The organism is Streptomyces sp. NPDC006208, assembly GCF_040613775.1.
Classification (GTDB): Bacteria; Actinomycetota; Actinomycetes; order Streptomycetales; family Streptomycetaceae; genus Streptomyces.
This window is the reverse complement of sequence record NZ_JBEXSW010000016.1, coordinates 28007-42873: the sequence shown is the minus strand read 5'-3', so window position 1 is coordinate 42873 and position 14867 is coordinate 28007. Positions and strand designations below refer to the sequence as shown.

Below are 14867 nucleotides of genomic sequence, written 5' to 3'. Positions count from 1 at the left end.
CGCGCCCTCCGATTCCGTCCGCGTTCACGCGTGACCCCTGCCGCACATCACCCGTTGAGCTCTTTATGAGCCGGGAACCCGCCCGGCCCCATGATCGAATCCGTACCAAGTCCGAGGAGCCACCCGTGCCGCGCATGCTCGACGTCAGCGAGGACGTACGCGCCGAGATCGGCGACGAAGAAGCCGACCGGCTGCTCGCCGGGGAGAACGCCCCGGGCAGCTACGACTGCACCTCCTGCCGCACCCCCGGCGACTCCGAGCAGGAACGCACGAGCACCGTGCTGTTCGTCGGCGAGGAGACCGCCGTGCTCGCCTTCGCCCACGCCACCTGTATCCCGTCCCAGGTCGTCCAGGTCGCCGAGGACCAGCTCCAGGGCGCCGTCCGCTCCATCACCGGCGAGGAGCCGCAGGTCCCCGGGTCCGCGCCCCAGCAGGCCGTGCTCGGTGTCACCAGCGGACTCGTGCTGATCAACGGTGACGTGCACCCCGCCCTGGTGGTCGAACCGACCGCCCCCATCGCCCGCCCCGGCACGGCCGGAATCGGCGGCGACGACTTCCTCCCGCTGCTGATCGAGTCGGGCTTCCTCCCGGTCACCGACGTCAACCAGTACCCCGCCCAGCTGCCGGGCTGGTCCGTGCTCGTGGCCATGGGCCAGCTGCACGCCGTGCTGCAGCCCGGAAACGGCGGAGGCAGCCCCGTCGCCTGGTGGCAGGCCCACCAGCCGCTCCAGGTCACCGAGGGCTGGCGCACCGCCGCCAACAAGTCGCGCATGGTCCTGGTCTTCGCCGCCCCGGTGGGTTCGATCGGCCAGCAGCCGCGCGAGGACCTGTTGCGTGACGCACTGGAGAAGGCCGCCGCCAACGGCCGGCTGGTGGCCGCGGCGATGCCGCTCGCGGGCACCTGAGACCTACCCGTCGTACGGCAGAACCGCAGGTGAGGAGCGCCTGCCCGATCGGCCGGGCAGGCGCATCAGGTACGCCGGGGGTGCTTTCGTGCCCCGGCGTACGCCTTCGTGTGTCCTGAGAGGTACTGCCTCCGGCCCCCACAGAATCATCCCGGGCCCGCCCGCATCCGCCGGGCCGCGGGGTCGTTGCAGGTACGTGCACTCATACGACCCCTCCCGTCAGCCGTTCCAGAGCCACATCCCCTCCATGCGCCCCGCGCACGACATGTCGGCAGGCCCGTCGGCCACGCCGATCTACGACGCGCTGTACTCCGAGTTCCGCCGGGCCTTCAGGACGCTGCCCGGCGACCGCAGCGGCGAAGAGCATCTCGGCTTCAAGGCCTTCGGGACGGGACTGCACAGCAGCCGTGGCGGATCGTTCAGCCAGGGCGGCCAGACCGGCCATCAGGGCAACTGGCAGCCGTACCAGCCGAGCCGGCCGAGCGCCCACCTGCCCCCGGCGCTGCCCCCGGCCCCCCGCAGAGGCATGTGACCGGCGGGGCGCGGACACGAGCACGGCCCCTGCACCGGAGTTCACCGGTGCAGGGGCCGTGCTCGTGTATCTGCGGCTACTTCTTGCGGCTGCGCTTCTCGCGCACACGGACCGAGATGTGGATCGGCGTGCCGTCGAAGCCGAACTCCTCGCGCAACCGGCGCTCGACGAAGCGGCGGTAGCCGTGCTCGAGGAAGCCCGAGGCGAACAGCACGAAGCGCGGCGGCTTGGTACCGGCCTGAGTGCCGAACAGAATGCGGGGCTGCTTGCCGCCACGGATCGGGTGCGGGTGGGACGCGACGATCTCGCCCAGGAAGGCGTTCAGCCGGCCGGTCGGGACACGGGTCTCCCAGCCCGCCAGCGCGGTCTCGATCGCCGGGACCAGCTTCTCCATGTGCCGGCCGGTCAGGGCCGAGACATTGACCCGCGGGGCCCAGGCGATCTGGCCGAGCTCGGTCTCGATCTCGCGCTCGAGGTAGTAGCGGCGCTCCTCGTCGAGCGTGTCCCACTTGTTGTAGGCGATGACCATCGCGCGGCCGGCCTCGACGGCCATCGTGATGATCCGCTGGTCCTGGACGCTGATCGTCTCGCTCGCGTCGATGAGAATGACGGCGACCTCCGCCTTCTCGACGGCGGCGGCGGTACGCAGCGAGGCGTAGTAGTCCGCACCCTCCTGGAGGTGGACACGGCGCCGGATACCGGCCGTGTCGACGAACTTCCACGTCACACCGCCGAGTTCGATCAGCTCGTCGACCGGGTCACGGGTGGTGCCCGCCAGCTCGTTGACGACGACGCGTTCCTCGTTCGCCACCTTGTTGAGCAGCGAGGACTTGCCCACGTTCGGGCGGCCGATCAGAGCGATCCGGCGCGGGCCGCCGACCGCGTTGCCGAAGGTCTGCGCCGGGGCGTCGGGCAGGACCTCCAGGACGGCATCGAGCATGTCGCCCGTGCCACGGCCGTGCAGCGAGGAGACGGGGTGCGGCTCGCCCAGGCCGAGCGACCACAGGGCGGTCGCGTCCGCCTCACCGCTCGGGCCGTCGACCTTGTTGGCGCACAGGACGACGGGCTTGCCGGCCCTGCGCAGCAGCTTGACGACGGCCTCGTCGGTGTCGGTCGCGCCGACCGTCGAGTCGACGACGAAGACGACCGCGTCGGCGGCCTCGATCGCGTACTCGGCCTGTGCGGCGACGGAGGCGTCGATACCGAGGACGTCCTGCTCCCAGCCGCCGGTATCGACGATCTTGAAGCGGCGGCCGGCCCACTCGGCCTCATATGTGACACGGTCGCGGGTGACGCCGGGCTTGTCCTCGACGACGGCCTCGCGGCGCCCGATGATGCGGTTCACCAGGGTCGACTTACCGACATTGGGGCGGCCGACGACGGCGAGGACAGGCAGCGGGCCGTGCCCGGCCGCCTCGATCGCGCCCTCGACGTCTTCGACGTCGAATCCCTCTTCCGCGGCGAGCTCCATGAACTCCGCGTACTCGGCGTCGCCGAGCGCTCCGTGGTCGTGCTGGTCGTTCATGAAGTGCTTACCTCGTTACGTTGCATCATCGATGGACCGCGTCCCGCGGCCCACTACTCGTGTCCTGCTTCAGGTACTACTCAAGTCTCGCCCGGCGCCCCGTGAGGTGCCTGGCGTTTTCCAGGTGGGCGGTGAGCCGCTCCTGGATGCGCACGGTGGCCTCGTCGAGCGCCTTGCGGGTGCGACGGCCGCTGCCGTCGCCGGCCTCGAAGGCGTCGCCGAACACGATGTCGACCTGGCTGCGCAGCGGAGGCAGCGCCTTGACCAGCCGTCCGCTGCGCGCGGTACTTCCCAGCACCGCTACCGGGACGATCGGCGCCCCGCTGCGCAGGGCGAAGTACGCGAGCCCTGCGCGCAGTGAGGCGAAGTCGCCCTCACCCCTGGTGCCCTCGGGGAAGATCCCGAGGACCCCGCCGTTGTCCAGTACGCCGAGCGCACGGGTGATGGCCGTACGGTCGGGGGCGTTGCGGTCCACCTTGAGCTGCCCGATCGCGGTGAGGAACGGGTCGAGCGGGCCGACGAACGCCTCCTTCTTGATCAAGAAGTGCACGGGACGGGGAGCGGTGCCCATGAGCATCGGCCCGTCGATGTTGTGCGCGTGGTTCACCGCGAAGATCACCGGGCCCGCCGAGGGCACCCGCCAGGCACCGAGGACGCGCGGCTTCCACAGGCCGTACATCAGGCCGATGCCGATGCCCCGGCCGACCGCGGCGCCCTTGGCTGACGGAACGGTCACTCGGCCGCTCGCTTCTCCTCGACCAGGGTCACGACGCACTCGATGACCTGCTGGAGGGTGAGGTCGGTGGTGTCGACCTCGACCGCGTCGTCCGCCTTGGCCAGCGGGGAGGTCTTACGGCTGGAGTCGGCCGTGTCGCGCTTGATGAGCGCTTCCTTGGTGGCGGCGACGTCCGAGCCCTTGAGCTCACCGCTGCGACGGGCCGCGCGGGCCTCGGGCGAAGCGGTGAGGAAGATCTTCAGGTCGGCGTCCGGGAGGACCGTGGTGCCGATGTCCCGGCCCTCGACGACGATGCCCTTCTCGGCGCCCGCGGCGATGGAACGCTGCAGCTCGGTGATCCGGCTGCGGACCTCGGGCACGGCGCTGACGGCGCTGACCCTGGAGGTGACCTCCTGGGTACGGATCGGACCGGCGGCGTCCAGGCCGTCGACGGTGATCGTCGGCGCGTCGGGGTCCGTGCCGGACTCGATCACGGGCTTGCCGGCGGCGCTCGCTATGGCGACAGGGTCCTGCACGTCGATGCCGTTGCTGATCATCCACCAGGTGATCGCGCGGTACTGGGCGCCGGTGTCGAGGTAGCTCAGCCCCAGCGCTGCGGCGACCGCCTTCGAGGTGCTCGACTTGCCCGTGCCGGAGGGGCCATCGATGGCGACGATCACGGATTCCACGGTGTCGGACACCTTCCTGGTTCGTGGGAGAGGGCAGGCGGGAATGCCGATGCGCCCCGAACAAGGTTACCGAGTCCTGGACACCACCTGCGCACCCCGTCGTCGACGGGCTGAACGGCCGGGCGGCGCGTGCCCCGCCACGCTGCGGCGAAGCCTGCGGGGCGGGCGCGGGGAAGCGCCGCCCGGCGCCGTCCCTACTGCCGCAGCGCCCAGCCCCGCTCCCGCAGTGCCGCCGAGAGCACCGGCGCCGCCGCCGGCTCCACCATCAGCTGGACCAGACCCGCCTGCTGGCCCGTCGCGTGGTCGATGCGGACGTCCTCGATGTTCACGCCCGCACGGCCGGCGTCCGCGAAGATCCGGGCCAGTTCGCCGGGCTGGTCGCTGATCAGGATCGCCACGATCTCGTACGTCGCCGGGGCCGCACCGTGCTTGCCCGGCACGCGTTCCCGTCCGGCGTTGCCGCGGCGCAGGACGTCCTCGATGCCCTCGGCGCCGCCTCGGCGCTTGGACTCGTCGGCGGACTGCAGGGCCCGCAGCGCCTGGACCGTCTCGTCCAGGTCCGCGGCCACCCCGGCGAGCACATCGGCCACCGGGCCCGGGTTCGCGGTGAGGATCTCGACCCACATCCGGGGGTCGGACGCCGCGATGCGCGTCACATCGCGGATGCCCTGACCGCACAGCCGTACCGCTGTGTCGTCCGCCTCCGCCAGCCGCGCCGCCACCATCGAGGAGATCAGCTGCGGCGTGTGGGAGACGAGAGCGACCGCGCGGTCATGGGCATCGGCGTCCATGACGACGGGGACGGCGCGGCACAGTGCGACCAGTTCGAGGGCGAGATTGAGCACCTCGGTGTCGGTGTCGCGGGTCGGCGTGAGCACCCAGGGACGGCCCTCGAAGAGATCGGCGGTGGCGGCGAGCGGACCGGACTGCTCCTTGCCGGCCATCGGGTGCGTGCCGATGTAGTGGGACTGGTCCACGCCGAGCGCCTCGAGCTCCCGGCGCGGTCCGCCCTTGACGCTGGCCACGTCGAGGTAGCCGCGGGCGACCCCGGCGTGGATCGCGTCGGCCAGCGCGGTGGCGACATGCGCCGGCGGCACGGCGACGACCGCGAGGTCGACCCGGCCCTCGGGCGGCTCGTCGGTGCCCGCGCCGAGCGCGGCCGCGGTGCGTGCCCGGGCCGGGTCGTGGTCGACGAGGTGCACGACGACGCCGCGCCCGGCCAGTGCGAGCGCGGCGGAGGTTCCGATCAGTCCGGTTCCGATGACGACAGCTGTTCTCACTGGGCGATGTCCTTGCGGAGTGCGGCTGCGGTGCCCAGATAGACATGCGCGATCTGCGACTTGGGCAGGTCGCACTCGACGTGCGCGAGTACCCGTACGACGCGCGGCATGGCGCCCACGACGTCGAGCTCCTGCGCACAGATCAGCGGTACGTCGACGATGCCGAGCTTGCGCGCCGCAGCCGCCGGGAAATCGCTGTGCAGATCGGGGGTCGCCGTGAACCAGACGCTGATCAGATCGTCGGCACCGAGCCCGTTGCGTTCCAGGACGGCGGTGAGCAGCTCGCTGACCTGCTCGTCCATGTGCCCGGCCTCGTCCCGTTCCAGCTGGACGGCTCCACGGACCGCTCGTACCGCCACGTCGTGCTCCTAACCTGTGCGAGTGCTTCGTTCAGCGTAGTCAGCGCACGGGCGCGCAGCCGCGCCGACCGCTCTGCGAGACGGTCAGGTCAGAGCTGCTGCTGGCGGATGATGTCCTCCAGGGACGCGCCGGCGGGCGGCAGCTGTCCGCTCGGCGTGAGCCTGTCGACGGCCTGCGGCAGCGACCGGGCGATCTCGTCCGCGGCCTGCTGCGGGGTGACACCGGCCTGCTGGGCGACCTGGTCCAGGGTCTCGTTCGGCAGTGCGTCGGCGATCTGCGTGCCGCTGACCGGTTGGTTGTCACCGGTGCCGACCCAGGACTGGGTCCGGTCGGCCAGACCGGACCTGGTGAGCGTGCCGATCAGAGCTTCGAGCGGGCTCCCGCCGGCGCTTCGGCCGCCGGCACTCTGAGCGCCACCGCCGAGCGCGCCCAGCAGCGCGCCGAGGATGTTGCCCGCGCCGCCGCCGCTCTGGCCGCCGCCACCGAGAAGGCTGCCGAGGTCGTTTCCCGCCATGGTTCTGCCTTTCGCCTGGGAGAGTCGCGAGGTGGGGGGATCGAACACGGTCAATGTCACCCGAACCACATCGCCCTGCCACCTGGGGAACCCCGTCCCCCGACACCCTGGGCCCGGGCCCTGGGCTACAACTGGCGGCATGATCTTTCATGTCGTGCCCGCCGACGAATGGACCGCGGACACCGAGCGCCCGTACGCCCCCGCCTCCCTGGCCACCGAGGGCTTCGTGCACTGCTCGGGTGACGAGCCCGCTGCACTCGCGATCGCGGACGCCCTCTTCCGCGCTGTGCCTGAACTGCTTGTCCTGCAGATCGACGACGCCGCGCTCGACGCCGAGGTCCGCTGGGAGGGATCGCAGGGCGCGCGGTTCCCGCATGTGTACGGCCCGATCGAGCGCCACGCCGTGACCTCCGTGCTGGCGGTACGCCGCGACGCGGACGGCCGTGCACGGGAACTCACCCCCTGGGCCTGACAGCGACGAGGCGCGCACTGGGCTGACGGACGGACAACGCACCCGCATTGGGGGCACGCGCTGCCCGGTTGCTTCGCCTTCGGCGTCCGCGGAGTCAGGATGCTCGTGCCCCGAGCGGGTCGGGGCGCGAGCAGAGGAGACTGTCATGGACACGTGTCGAAGGACGGTCCTGGCGGCGGGTACGGCGGGCGCCGCCGCGCTGGTGGCGGGTTGTGGGAACGGCGGCGGTGATGCGGGCGGCGAAACGACGGCACCGGCGAAGACGAAGGCCGCGCCTGCGGCATCCCCGTCGTCGACCGGGAAGCCGGGCGAGTCACCGTCGCTGGCCGGCAAGAAGCTGGCCGCCGCGTCGGAGATCCCGGTGGGCGGCGGAAAGGTCTTCGCGAGCGAGAAGGTGGTGGTGACCCAGCCGACGGCCGGGGACTTCAAGGCCTTCTCCGCGATCTGCACCCACCAGGGCTGCACGGTCCGCACGGTCGCCGACGGAACCATCGACTGTCCGTGCCACGGCAGCAAGTTCCGGGTCTCGGACGGCTCGGTGGCGGAGGGCCCGGCCACCAAGCCGCTGCCGCCGAAACAGATCATGGTGTCCGGGGACACGATCACCCTGGCGTAGCCGGAAGAGACGGGCACCGCCGGTCGTTCGCTCTCGCGCATGGTCCCCGACGCACGTACCGCGCTGGTGCGCGACCGCACCGTCCACTCCTGCGTTCATGGGGTCGCGTGCCTTCGGGCCGGCCACCGACGTGCCTTCGGGCCGGCCACCGAGGGGAGCGACGACACCGACCTCCGCGGAGCACGCTCCCCACTCCGCCGGCGGTGTCCACCGGTCCCGTGGCGTCCACCGGTCGGTCCCGTCCGGCCGAGCGGTCCGGGCGGCGGCCGGGGCCGTCTCCCGCGCTTCGGGCAGGCCGCCCGCACGAACGATCCGCCCACCCCGGCACGGCGTCGGTCACTCCAGGCGCACCCGGACCACGAAGTCGGCCGGCCGTGCGTATGTCTCGGCAGAGGGCTCCGACGGCAGCCGCGACGCCGTCCGCGCGTCGTCAAGGACGGCGTGCGGCCTGTCGACGTCCGCGTGCACCCGCTCCGCGTCGACCCCGGCCGGTATGTGCTCGGCCGCCGCCTTCGCCACTGTCAGGCCCGGCCTACGGCGGCGCCTCCCTCTCGCCGAGCAGCGTCGGCCGGGTCGGCCTGGGCGGTGACGACCGGGCCAAGATCCATGGCCAGGGGGCAGCCATGGATCAAGAGTCCCAGAGCGCGGCGAGGGACAGCAGATCGCTCCGGTACTCGATCCGCTCCGCCCACTCCTTGGGCCATGCGCCCGCCCCCAGGTGCGCCCCCGCGAACGCGCCCGCGAGGCACGCGATCGAGTCGGAGTCGCCCTTGGTGCAGGCGGCACGGCGCAGCGCCGTCACGGGCTCTTCGGGGAACATCAGGAAGCACAGCAGCGAGGTGGCGAGCGCCTCCTCCGCGATCCAGCCGTCGCCGGTCGCCAGGCAGGGGTCCAGCTCCGGATCCGGTGAGCGCAGGGCCGCGGCGAGCCGCTCCAGCACCTGGAGGCAGTCGTCCCAGCCGCGGGCCATGAAAGCCTCGGGCGTCGGGTCGTGGGAGTAGGTCCACAGATTGCCCAGCCAGTTGTGGTGGTAACGGCTGCGGTTCTCGTAGGCGTACGAGCGCAGCCGGCCCACGAGCTCCATCGGCTCGCCGCCCTGGGCGAGGAGGTACACGGCCCGTGCGGTGAGGTCGCTCGCCGCGAGGGCGGTGGGGTGCCCGTGGGTCAGCGCGGACTGCAACTGCGCCGCGCCCGCCCGCTGTTCCTCGCTCAGCCCAGGGACCAGCCCGATGGGCGCGACACGCATGTTGGCGCCGCAGCCCTTGGAGCCGATCTGGCTGGCCTCGTGCCAGGGCAGCCGCTCGTTGTCGAGCAGCCGGCAGGCGTCCATGCAGGTGCGGCCGGGGGCACGGTTGTTGTCCGGTGAGTGGTACCAGGACGTGAACTCCTCGCGCAGCGGCCGCACCAGCCGGGATCCGACCAGCAGTCCGCGGTCCATCGCGGTCCGTACGGCCCGGCCCAGGGCGAGCGTCATCTGGGTGTCGTCGGTGACGAACGCGGGCGTCGGCAGTTCCATCTGCCGCCACGGTCCGCTCTTGGCGAGGATGGCGGGCACGTCGTTGAACTCGGTCGGGAAGCCGAGCGCGTCCCCGAGCGCGAGTCCGATCAGCGAGCCCGTCGCGGCCTGCTTGGTGATGGTCCGGTGAGTCCCCAGAGTGGTCATGAGTGCCGTCCTTCCGGTCGCAGGAGTGGCGGGTGCAGCGTGGTGGCCCCACCCGCCCGGTACAGAGCGGCCGGTTTCCCCCGTCCGCCGGTCAGGCGCGGCGGTCCCTTCACGGCCTGGACGAAGCCGGGTGTGGTGAGGACCTTGCGCCGGAAGTTGGGGCGGTCGAGCTCGACGCCCCAGACCGTCTCGTACACCTGCCGCAGCTCGCCGAGGGTGAACTCGGGCGGGCAGAAGGCGGTGGCGAGGCAGGTGTACTCGAGCTTGGCGCAGACGCGGTCGTGTGCGTCGGCGAGGATCGTGTCGTGGTCGAAGGCGAGGGGCCCGTACGTCCCGAAGGGCATCCACTGGGCCCTTGCCGCGTCGCCGCCGCCACGCGGCTCCGGCAGATCCGGCAGGAGCGCCGTGTACGCGACGGAGACGACGCGCATCCTCGGGTCGCGGTCCGGTTCGCTGTAGGTGCGCAGCTGTTCCAGGTGAAGGCCGGCCGCAGTCTGCTGCGACAGCCCCGTCTCCTCGGCCAGTTCGCGGCGTGCGGCGAGTTCGGCCGACTCGGCGGGCAGGACGAAGCCGCCGGGCAGCGCCCACGCGCCCAGGTACGGCTCCTGACCGCGCTCGACGAGCAGCACGTGCAGCCGCCCGTCGCGCACCGTGAAGACGGCGAGGTCGACGGTGACGGCGAAGGGCGGGAATGCTCCCGGGTCGTAGCCCTCCATCAGCGGCGCTCCGGAAGGGGGTCGGCGAGGTCCCAGCCCTCGTCGATCAGGGCGTCCACGGCGGCGACGGCGGTGGCGAGCCGCTGCTCGTGGGGTCCGGTGAGTTCGACGAAGGTCCGGCCGGTACGGGTCAGTTCGTCGCGGAACCGCTGGGTCATCCAGGGCCGCAGTTCCTCGCCGTCGCGCAGCCCGTCGTCCTCGAAGGCCACGCCCTCGTGGTCGGTGAGCAGCCAGAGATGGTGGGTGACCCGGTCGGCGATCTCGTCGACCAGGGGGTTGCGCCCGCCGATGTACCGCTCGTGCCACACGGTCGTCGCGAAGGAGTCGGTGTCGCAGAAGAGCACCGGCGAGCCGCTCCGGGCGGCCCGGTTCTCGCGGCGGTTCTGCAGCCTGGCGATCACCGGGAACTCGTCCGAGGTGAACTCCACGTCCTCCCACTGGGCTTCGGGCCACTGCTCCCGCAGCGAGGCGAGTTTCCCGGCGCTGTAGTCGCGCCCGCACTCGGGCACCCAGCGGGTGCCGGACCATGCTCCGCCGCGCCGCTGGTAGTGCTCGGCGAGTGCCCGCGCCATCGTGGTGGTGCCGGTGGACTCGGCGCCGAGAACGACGACGCGCCGGGTGAGCCAGGCCCGGGCCGGCTTCTCCAGGAAGTCCCAGCACCCCACCGGGTCCTTGCGCACCGCGGTTCCGGAGACCGGGAAGAGGGTGCGGTCCAGATCGACGCAGATGTGCTCCGCGCCGAAGCGCCGGGCGAGTTCGTCGCCGTACGGCTCGGACGTGAAGACCGCGTCCACGGGGCGTGTCACGGCTTCCCGGAAGACCGCCATGTGCGCGTCCCAGACGGCGGGGTCGTCCAGATCCACCGGGATGTCGTCGACGGCCCCGACGACCCGCACGTCCGGGTGCACCTCCTCCATCCAGTGCACCCTTTCCCGCAGCGGGATCGACTCCACGGAGGAGGCGCAGACCAGTACGGTCAGCCGCTCGCAGCGGTCGGCGGCGGTGCGGACGAGATGGTGGTGGCCCGCGTGCGGCGGATAGAACTTCCCGAGGACGAGGCCGTGTCCGTAGCGCTTCATGCGGTCACCTCGAGTACGTCGCGCCGCCGTACGGCGAGGTCGCGCGACCAGCTGCGCAGGCCGACGACGCAGAGCGTCATGAAGCCGACGTAGAGCAGGGAGGTCAGATAGAGCTCCTTGTAGGCGTACAGCGGCACATAGATCACATCGGCGGCGATCCAGAGCCACCACGACTCGAGGCGCTTGCGGCACTGCCCGTACGTCGCCATCAGGGACAGGGCGGTCGTCAGCGCGTCCCAGAAAGGGACGGTCGAGTCGGTGGCGCGCTCCAGCAGGAGAGTGAGGCCGAGTGTCCCCGCCACCCCCGCCGCGATCAGCCACGTCCACTCGGTGCGGGTGGTGCGTCGCACCGGGAGGACGTCGGTCCCTGGTCCACCCCCGTGGGTCCAGGTCCACCAGCCGTACGCGGCGAGGGTGATGAAGACGACCTGCAGGCCGGCGTCGGCGTACAGGCCCGCCTGGGTGAACAGCAGGATGAAGAAGAGGTTGTTGGCGATGCCGATCGGCCAGTTGGCGATGTGCTGGCGGGCGACGAGCCACACGCACAGTGCGCCGCTGCCGAACCCGAGGAACTCGGTCCAGCTCACCGCAGTGCCGAGCACGGTGAACAGCGGTTGCTGCAGGGGTTCGAGGATGTCCGCGAGGCTCACGCCCGCCTCCTTAAGAGTCACCTTGACTATAAAGGGCGGAGGTCGCGTCCACAAGACGAAAAGGCCCGCGACCTGAACGGTCACGGGCCCTTTCGGATGCTTTGTACGGCTACAGGCCGACTTCCTTCATCAGCATGCCGACCTCGGTGTTGGTCAGGCGGCGCAGCCAGCCCGACTTCTGGTCGCCGAGCGAGATCGGGCCGAAGGCGGTCCGTACGAGCTTGTCGACCGGGAAGCCTGCCTCGGCGAGCATGCGGCGCACGATGTGCTTGCGGCCCTCGTGGAGGACGACCTCGACCAGGTAGTTCTTGCCGGTCTGCTCCACGACCCGGAAGTGGTCCGCGCGGGCGTACCCGTCCTCGAGCTGGATGCCGTCCTTGAGGCGCTTGCCGACCTCGCGGGGCAGAGGGCCCTGGATGGCGGCGAGATAGGTCTTCTTCACGCCGTACTTGGGGTGGGTGAGGCGGTGTGCCAGCTCGCCGTGGTTGGTGAGCAGGATGATGCCCTCGGTCTCCGTGTCGAGCCGTCCGACGTGGAAGAGACGCGTCTCGCGGTTGGTGACGTAGTCGCCGAGGCACTGGCGGCCGTCCGGGTCCTCCATGGTGGAGACGACACCGGCCGGCTTGTTCAGCGCGAAGAACAGGTACGACTGGGTGGCCACCGTCAGGCCGTCGACCTTGATCTCGTCCTTCTCGGGGTCGACGCGCACGCCCTGCTCGATGACGATCTTGCCGTTCACCTCGACCCGGCCGGCGTCGATCAGCTCCTCGCAGGCGCGGCGCGAGCCCACACCGGCGCGGGCGAGCACCTTCTGCAGCCGCTCCCCCTCCTGCTCGGCGCCGGGGAACGTCTTGGGCGTCCTGACCTCCGGCTTGTTCGCGTAACGCTCGCGGTTGCGCTCCTCCGAGCGGGCGTCGTACTCACGCGACCGCGCCGGAGCCGTACGGCCGCCGCCCCGCTGGGGAGACTGCCGGGGGCCACCCTTGGCGCCGCCGCGGGCGGCGGCGCCACGGCCGCGCCTGGGGCCCTCGGAGCCGTCGCCCACGTCGTAGGTGCGCTCCTCGGGGCGGGGGCGGCGCGGGTTGCTGTCGCGCTGCTGCCGGTCGTCGCGGCTGTTACCGGCACCCCGGTAATTGCCGCGGCCGGCGCTGCTGCCGCGGCCGCCGCTGTTGCCACCACGGCTCCCGCCGTTGTTTCCGCTGCTGTTCCTGCCGCTGCTGCTTCGCATCAAATTTCCGTCTTGTCGTCTGCGTCGTCGGAATCCGGTGCATCCGGATCGAACGACGGAACGCCTTCCTGCGTCTCGGCCTCGATCGCGTCCGCCTCGGGGAGGAAGGGCGCGAGCTCCGGGAGCTCGTCCAGGCCGCGCAGGCCCATCCGCTCCAGAAAGTAGTTCGTCGTCCTGTACAGGATCGCACCTGTTTCGGGTTCCGTGCCCGCCTCCTCGACCAGACCCCGCTGGAGGAGGGTGCGCATGACCCCGTCACAGTTCACTCCGCGCACCGCGGAGACCCGCGAACGGCTGACCGGCTGGCGGTACGCGACGACCGCCAGCGTCTCCAGGGCGGCCTGGGTCAGCCGTGCGTGCTGTCCGTCGAGCACGAAGCGCTCGACGGCGTCGGCGTGCTCGGCGCGGCTGTAGAAGCGCCAGCCGCCCGCTACGAGCCGGAGTTCGAAGCCGCGGCCCTGGACGGTGTACTCGTCCGCGAGCTCCCGCAGCGCGTCTGCGACGGCCCTGCGGGGCTGCTCGAGCACCTTGGCGAGGTGCTCCTCGGTCGCGGGCTCGTCGACGACCATGAGGACGGCCTCGAGGGCGGGCTTGAGCTCGCTCACTGCTTCTCCTCCGTGTTGTCGGGGACTCGGTCGAATTCGTCCGTGACGGTCACCGACCCGCTGCCGGACCAGATGACGACGAGCTCCCCCAGCGCGTGCTCCTGGTCCAGTGCGACGGCCTTCTCGCGGTAGAGCTCGAGCAGGGCGAGGAAGCGGGCGACGACGGTGAGGGTGTCGTCGACGCCCTCGGTCAGCTCCGCGAACGTGGCCCGCCCACGCTCCCGCAGCAGCCCGACGACCACGCCGGCCTGCTCCCGGACGCTGACGAGGGGGGCGTGGATGTGGTCGACGTACACCTGCGGCCTGGGCTTGGGCTGCATGGCCTTGACCGCGAGTCTGGCGAACCCCTCGGCGCCGATGCTGATGACGACATCGGGCAGCAGGTCGGCGTGATGGGGCTCGAGCCCCACGGTACGGGGGTAACGGCGGGCCTCGGCATCCAGCCGGGCGCTGAAGATCTCGGCGATCTGCTTGTAGGCGCGGTACTGCAACAGCCGCGCGAAGAGGAGGTCCCGCGCTTCGAGCAGCGCCAGATCCGCCTCGTCCTCCACCTCGGCGGAGGGCAGCAGGCGGGCGGCCTTGAGGTCGAGCAGCGTCGCGGCGACGACAAGGAACTCCGTGGTCTGATCGAGGTCCCAGTCGGGCCCCATGGCCCGGATGTGGGCCATGAACTCGTCGGTGACCTTGGAGAGCGCCACCTCGGTCACGTCGAGCTTGTGCTTGGAGATCAGCTGCAGCAGCAGATCGAAGGGGCCTTCGAAGTTCGCCAGCCGCACTGTGAAGCGCCCGTCGTCGGCGGGTGCGTCACCGTCCGGGGGGCCTGCTGTCTGCGCACCGATGCGCACGCCGGCGCCGGTCGCGCCGCCGCCAGCGGTTCCGGTGCCGACTCCGCCGTCTTCCGACGGCGTGACGACCGCATCGGCGCCGGTGTCGGGGGCTTCGTCACGGGCGGGAAGCTGCCCGTCGCTCGTCCGGTCGGCCGCGCCCTGGGCGCTGCCGGGGCAGGACAGGGCAGAAACGCCGCTCTCGCGCTGCGAGCGGCCCGGTGCGGCGGCCTCGCCGTCCGCCGGGTCGCCGTCCGCCCGGTCGGCCGTGGCGTCGGTCCTGGCCTCGGTCGTGGGCGTCCGGGGCTCCGGGGGCCGAGCCCCGGATTCAGGAAGCGACGGGGTAGGGGAAGGCTCCGCGTCCGGCGGCGCATCGCGGACAGGGCCCGTGCCCGGGCCGCGGCCCAAGAGGCGGCGGGAGCGGGCTGGTGCGTCGTCGGTCGGGGGCATGGTGGTCCAGGGAGCGGAAGGAACGTCGCGCGCAGGCTACCCCG

At 71.6% G+C, this 14867-nt stretch carries 18 protein-coding genes; 4 read left to right on the top strand and 14 right to left on the bottom strand.

What is annotated here, in order from left to right; translation table 11 throughout:
- Window positions 1–125 precede the first annotated feature (125 nt).
- Both ABZ208_RS15295 and ABZ208_RS15290 read left to right on the top strand, forming a co-directional pair.
- Window positions 126–905, top strand: coding sequence for a hypothetical protein (locus tag ABZ208_RS15295; RefSeq protein ID WP_356909956.1), 780 nt, complete (start codon window positions 126–128; stop codon window positions 903–905).
- A 247-nt stretch (window positions 906–1152) separates the two neighbouring features.
- Window positions 1153–1437, top strand: a complete 285-nt coding sequence (locus ABZ208_RS15290) for a hypothetical protein (RefSeq protein WP_356909955.1) — start codon at window positions 1153–1155, stop codon at window positions 1435–1437.
- Window positions 1438–1513: 76 nt separating this feature from the next.
- Here the strand turns inward: ABZ208_RS15290 and der are convergent, their stop codons facing one another.
- From der to ABZ208_RS15260, 6 genes are all read right to left on the bottom strand, one after another.
- Complete coding sequence (der, locus tag ABZ208_RS15285) at window positions 1514–2962, bottom strand: ribosome biogenesis GTPase Der (RefSeq protein WP_328402298.1); 1449 nt, start codon at window positions 2960–2962, stop codon at window positions 1514–1516.
- Window positions 2963–3038: 76 nt separating this feature from the next.
- Window positions 3039–3641, bottom strand: a complete 603-nt coding sequence (locus ABZ208_RS15280) for a lysophospholipid acyltransferase family protein (protein WP_328405996.1) — start codon at window positions 3639–3641, stop codon at window positions 3039–3041.
- Between the two features lie 53 nt (window positions 3642–3694).
- Window positions 3695–4378, bottom strand: a complete 684-nt coding sequence (gene cmk, locus ABZ208_RS15275) for a (d)CMP kinase (protein ID WP_356909954.1) — start codon at window positions 4376–4378, stop codon at window positions 3695–3697.
- 182 nt (window positions 4379–4560) lie between these two features.
- A complete protein-coding gene (locus tag ABZ208_RS15270) occupies window positions 4561–5646 on the bottom strand; it encodes a prephenate dehydrogenase (protein ID WP_356909953.1) in 1086 nt (361 codons plus the stop codon).
- Window positions 5643–6005, bottom strand: coding sequence for a chorismate mutase (gene aroH / locus ABZ208_RS15265; protein WP_356909952.1), 363 nt, complete (start codon window positions 6003–6005; stop codon window positions 5643–5645). Before aroH ends, ABZ208_RS15270 begins: the two co-directional genes overlap by 4 nt.
- 89 nt (window positions 6006–6094) lie before the next feature.
- The gene (locus tag ABZ208_RS15260; RefSeq protein ID WP_356909951.1) at window positions 6095–6520 is read right to left on the bottom strand and encodes a YidB family protein; all 426 of its coding nucleotides are present in this window, start codon (window positions 6518–6520) and stop codon (window positions 6095–6097) included.
- Between the two features lie 139 nt (window positions 6521–6659).
- Here ABZ208_RS15260 and ABZ208_RS15255 point away from each other — a divergent pair, with 139 nt between their 5' ends.
- Entirely contained in the window at window positions 6660–6992 is a 333-nt protein-coding gene (locus ABZ208_RS15255; protein WP_356909950.1) for a DUF952 domain-containing protein, read from the top strand.
- Window positions 6993–7137: 145 nt separating this feature from the next.
- Window positions 7138–7608: a Rieske (2Fe-2S) protein gene (locus ABZ208_RS15250; protein ID WP_356909949.1), complete on the top strand. Its 471-nt coding sequence runs from the start codon at window positions 7138–7140 to the stop codon at window positions 7606–7608.
- Between the two features lie 336 nt (window positions 7609–7944).
- Here the strand turns inward: ABZ208_RS15250 and ABZ208_RS15245 are convergent, their stop codons facing one another.
- The 8 genes from ABZ208_RS15245 to ABZ208_RS15210 all read right to left on the bottom strand — a co-directional run bounded on the left by ABZ208_RS15245 (window position 7945) and on the right by ABZ208_RS15210 (window position 14823).
- On the bottom strand, window positions 7945–8127 hold the full coding sequence (locus tag ABZ208_RS15245) for a hypothetical protein (RefSeq protein ID WP_356909948.1): 183 nt from the start codon (window positions 8125–8127) through the stop codon (window positions 7945–7947).
- Between the two features lie 109 nt (window positions 8128–8236).
- Window positions 8237–9271, bottom strand: coding sequence for an ADP-ribosylglycohydrolase family protein (locus ABZ208_RS15240; RefSeq protein WP_356909947.1), 1035 nt, complete (start codon window positions 9269–9271; stop codon window positions 8237–8239).
- Window positions 9268–9987, bottom strand: a complete 720-nt coding sequence (locus ABZ208_RS15235; protein ID WP_356909946.1) for an NUDIX domain-containing protein — start codon at window positions 9985–9987, stop codon at window positions 9268–9270. The genes ABZ208_RS15240 and ABZ208_RS15235 overlap by 4 nt, the downstream gene beginning before the upstream one ends.
- On the bottom strand, window positions 9987–11066 hold the full coding sequence (locus tag ABZ208_RS15230) for an AAA family ATPase (RefSeq protein WP_356909945.1): 1080 nt from the start codon (window positions 11064–11066) through the stop codon (window positions 9987–9989). The genes ABZ208_RS15235 and ABZ208_RS15230 overlap by 1 nt, the downstream gene beginning before the upstream one ends.
- Window positions 11063–11716 (bottom strand): nicotinamide riboside transporter PnuC, encoded by a 654-nt coding sequence (pnuC, locus tag ABZ208_RS15225; protein ID WP_356909944.1) that lies wholly within the window; start codon window positions 11714–11716, stop codon window positions 11063–11065. The genes ABZ208_RS15230 and pnuC overlap by 4 nt, the downstream gene beginning before the upstream one ends.
- Before the next feature lie 109 nt (window positions 11717–11825).
- Window positions 11826–12944 (bottom strand): pseudouridine synthase, encoded by a 1119-nt coding sequence (locus ABZ208_RS15220; RefSeq protein WP_328402277.1) that lies wholly within the window; start codon window positions 12942–12944, stop codon window positions 11826–11828.
- Window positions 12944–13513, bottom strand: a complete 570-nt coding sequence (scpB, locus tag ABZ208_RS15215) for an SMC-Scp complex subunit ScpB (RefSeq protein WP_328405994.1) — start codon at window positions 13511–13513, stop codon at window positions 12944–12946. Before scpB ends, ABZ208_RS15220 begins: the two co-directional genes overlap by 1 nt.
- A gap of 32 nt (window positions 13514–13545) precedes the next feature.
- A complete protein-coding gene (locus ABZ208_RS15210; protein ID WP_356909943.1) occupies window positions 13546–14823 on the bottom strand; it encodes a segregation/condensation protein A in 1278 nt (425 codons plus the stop codon).
- Window positions 14824–14867: the final 44 nt, after the last annotated feature.

What these genes read in the sequence shown, in the direction of transcription:
- der (WP_328402298.1), bottom strand. Translation starts at nt 2,962, where the DNA reads ATGAACGACCAGCACGACCACGGAGCGCTCGGCGACGCCGAGTACGCG.
- ABZ208_RS15220 (WP_328402277.1), bottom strand. Translation starts at nt 12,944, where the DNA reads ATGCGAAGCAGCAGCGGCAGGAACAGCAGCGGAAACAACGGCGGGAGC.
- ABZ208_RS15240 (WP_356909947.1), bottom strand. Translation starts at nt 9,271, where the DNA reads ATGACCACTCTGGGGACTCACCGGACCATCACCAAGCAGGCCGCGACG.
- scpB (WP_328405994.1), bottom strand. Translation starts at nt 13,513, where the DNA reads ATGGTCGTCGACGAGCCCGCGACCGAGGAGCACCTCGCCAAGGTGCTC.
- ABZ208_RS15235 (WP_356909946.1), bottom strand. Translation starts at nt 9,987, where the DNA reads ATGGAGGGCTACGACCCGGGAGCATTCCCGCCCTTCGCCGTCACCGTC.
- ABZ208_RS15280 (WP_328405996.1), bottom strand. Translation starts at nt 3,641, where the DNA reads ATGTACGGCCTGTGGAAGCCGCGCGTCCTCGGTGCCTGGCGGGTGCCC.
- ABZ208_RS15290 (WP_356909955.1), top strand. Translation starts at nt 1,153, where the DNA reads ATGCGCCCCGCGCACGACATGTCGGCAGGCCCGTCGGCCACGCCGATC.
- ABZ208_RS15250 (WP_356909949.1), top strand. Translation starts at nt 7,138, where the DNA reads ATGGACACGTGTCGAAGGACGGTCCTGGCGGCGGGTACGGCGGGCGCC.
- ABZ208_RS15230 (WP_356909945.1), bottom strand. Translation starts at nt 11,066, where the DNA reads ATGAAGCGCTACGGACACGGCCTCGTCCTCGGGAAGTTCTATCCGCCG.
- ABZ208_RS15255 (WP_356909950.1), top strand. Translation starts at nt 6,660, where the DNA reads ATGATCTTTCATGTCGTGCCCGCCGACGAATGGACCGCGGACACCGAG.
- ABZ208_RS15260 (WP_356909951.1), bottom strand. Translation starts at nt 6,520, where the DNA reads ATGGCGGGAAACGACCTCGGCAGCCTTCTCGGTGGCGGCGGCCAGAGC.
- ABZ208_RS15210 (WP_356909943.1), bottom strand. Translation starts at nt 14,823, where the DNA reads ATGCCCCCGACCGACGACGCACCAGCCCGCTCCCGCCGCCTCTTGGGC.